The organism is Candidatus Regiella insecticola LSR1 (assembly GCF_000143625.1).
GTDB lineage: Bacteria > Pseudomonadota > Gammaproteobacteria > Enterobacterales > Enterobacteriaceae > Regiella > Regiella insecticola.
In genome coordinates this window covers 1-3012 of record NZ_GL379725.1, presented here as the reverse complement: position 1 = coordinate 3012, position 3012 = coordinate 1, and the positions used below count along the sequence as shown (strand labels likewise).

General features: G+C 45.9%; 2 protein-coding genes. Both read right to left on the bottom strand.

Translation table 11 applies throughout. The features are described 5' to 3' along the window. Positions 1-295: 295 nt before the first annotated feature. A complete protein-coding gene (locus tag REG_RS10085) occupies positions 296-2320 on the bottom strand; it encodes an autotransporter outer membrane beta-barrel domain-containing protein (RefSeq protein ID WP_141553686.1) in 2025 nt (674 codons plus the stop codon). Continuing rightward, positions 2299-3012: autotransporter-associated beta strand repeat-containing protein (locus REG_RS10080; RefSeq protein WP_039908878.1), on the bottom strand; the 714-nt coding region annotated here is incomplete at its 5' end. The genes REG_RS10080 and REG_RS10085, both read right to left, overlap by 22 nt.

The window sequence follows — 3012 nt, the reverse complement described above, 5'->3', positions numbered from 1 at the left end:
GCATTGGGCTTAATGATCGATAGGGTACGTTCGATAGCCATAACAGCCTCTATTTTTAAAAAGAGGCAGATTATATAGTACAGCTGCTACAAAACATACTGCTTGGCACCGAGATCGTCGCAAGAGCCCATTCGCAATCTTCTTTGAGCCCTTTTTTTACAAAAGACTTATTGCATAGCCTGCTGTGTAGCGCGGAGTCAAGGCGCACGGAGCGCAGCAACCGGAGTGTACACAACATGAGGATTGTGAGCACCGCGCAACGCCGAATTCATCCCCCTCACTACGGTTTTGCAGATTAAAAAAACCATTTTATCCGCGTACTAATCGCATTATCTTTCATTTTTGCAGCAAATTGGCCAGTATAGCCCACCTCTAGCATGCATTTTTTACCGATCTTAATGTCGATACCACTTGCCACCAGCAAGGCATCTTTCGTGATAGGAACGCCGACGACGTCAAAAAAATCGGTGCTTTTGTCATTAAAAGCAAGATTTTTGGTGGATGCCAAATCTCCCCATCCGCGACGCCAAGCAAGAGATCCACGGCTACTGACCCTTGAATCAAAGCTATCAAAAGCGACCTCTGTTCTTAATCCCAAGGTTGAAAAAGTCACATGGTGGTTATCTTTATTCCCCATCAATGCACTGCTTCCCGCTGTCTCGGTAAATTTATCACTCTGTACACTGACATGCGCCAAACCAAAGAAAGGTTCGAACAGCGCCGCGTTTGTGGGGATGGCATAACTCAGTTCCCCCCAAAACTGCATTGTTCCCGCGTTATAATTTGATTTAACCGTTTCACTAAAACCGGGAAATACAATGCGGCGATCAAGATTAAGATTAAGATTAAGATCATGGAAAGCATAAGCACCACCGAATCTTGCGGCTAATGCGCCCAAATGCGATCCACCGTATAACGCCAGATTATAATTATCAATAACGCCAGAACTGCCCGCTTGATCAGTATTGAAAAAAGTCTGGCCTACTGCCCCGGCAATACCGACATGCCAATGATCACCTAACTTAATGTCGCTACCGATAACCAACCCATGGGTACGATGATCCACTCCCTCAGTCTTACTATCTCCTTTTAAACTGCTCTTGCTAGCCAGTAAATTTCCCCAAACGCTTTGGTGATTGTCAGCCGCCTTTCTGCGATGCATCGCTGTCGTCACTACTTCTCTGATGGTATGACTATTAGCAAGTAAAATACTATGTACACTGGCTTGAACGGCTCCAGATAAATTATCGAACGCGGTGTGAGCAGAGTCCTCATTAAGCCACGATAAAGGATGTTTGAGATCAGTTGGCATCTCCTGTTTGTCTAGTATTTTCGCCACATTTTTTTGATTTTGGTTGTCTGCTAACTGCTCAAAAGGGATCTCATTGCGTGGTACCGCTAGCACTGTACTATGCTCATTTTGACGCAGCCTGGGTGTTCTAAACACCAGATCAGAAGTGATATTAGCAAAGGTACCCTTGATCCCCTTCTCGGCGGTCAAAATTTCATATTCCTTCTCTAATGGATAAGCGCCTGGAGCCGCTTGTATTCTCAGGGTTGCACCCGATACATTAGCCTGACCGGTAACGCTGATCGCGTCACTTTGTTGTTCATCGAGCTGCACATCATAAAATGAACCCGCGGCAAAATTAACATCACCCACTACCTGTAAATGATTATTGAGATCACTATCACTACTGGGCACCGTTGAACGAACCGTACGATTAGTGGTGGTAAAAGTCGCCCCAGTTTCAACATTTAAGTCACCTACCGTCCCTATGGCTTGAAAAATCGCCCCATTATTGATTTTTACCTTAGCCTGAGGAAAAGAGCCGACCACCTTCAGCACCCCTGCGTTAACCACCGTCTCCCCGGTATAAGTGTTATTTCCTGCCAGTATTAATTGTCCTTTCCCTTCTTTAATAAGACTCCCCTTGCCGCTGATCGCGCCGCTAAAAACACGGTTATCAACATGATTAAATATCAGCAAACTATTGTTAATAATATCGCCAACTAGGCTCCCCCCTGTGCCTCCATCACCAATTTGTAACGCACCTTCATCAATCGTTGTGTTACCGGTAAACGTATTGGTACCACTCAATATTGCTTTTCCCTTTCCTATTTTTGTTATTCCCCCTTGACCGCTGATCACCCCTGCAAAGGTTTGTTGTTTATCATTACCAAAAGTAAGCGAATTTTTTCCTAAATCGACTCCACTGCCGATCACTCCGGTTAAAGCGCCAATACGCTGATCCCCCGCCGCCGAAATATCCCATTTCGCTTTAGCGCCAATCATATTTACTCTGTTAGTTGCGGCCAAACGGGCTCCCTTGCCGAGAGCCAAAGTACCGTCATACAAAGTGGTATCCCCTGGTAAGTGTTAGCCGCATTCAGCGTCAGCGCCGCTTGACCGTATTTAGTTAACCCTTTAGTCCCTGAGATGACAGCGTTCAAGGTCAAATTTTCTATGCCCATGACATTGAGATCATCCTGCAATTCAATGCGATTATTCAACGCCAATTCAAGCTGATTATCGAGGATAGCCGCCCCTTTGATCATCAAGGCACCCTGACCTAATGCCATCGGATGCCCCAATAACAATTTACCATCGTAAAGCGTAGTGCCACCGTTATAACGGTTAGCCGCATTTAACCTAAGTGGTGCAGAGCTGGATTTAATTATGCCGCCTGAGCCTGAAATAATACTGTTCAAGGTCAGATAGCGGCCTGTGATATCAAGATCAGCTTTCAGCTCAATAGGCGTGTCCAACACGAGATGAGGAACGGTATCCAAGGTCGCGCTACCTGTGACCACTAAACCACCACTGCCCAACGCCTTAGCATTACTGAGTCGCACTGTGCCCTTATTAAGCACAGTGCCACCACTATAGTGGTTAGACTGATTCAACTGTAATGCAGCAGAGCCCGATTTGATTATTTTCCCTTCCCCTTTAATCACCCCGTTCAAGGTCATGTCCTGGCTGCCTTCGGCCACATTGAGATCCGCATTAAG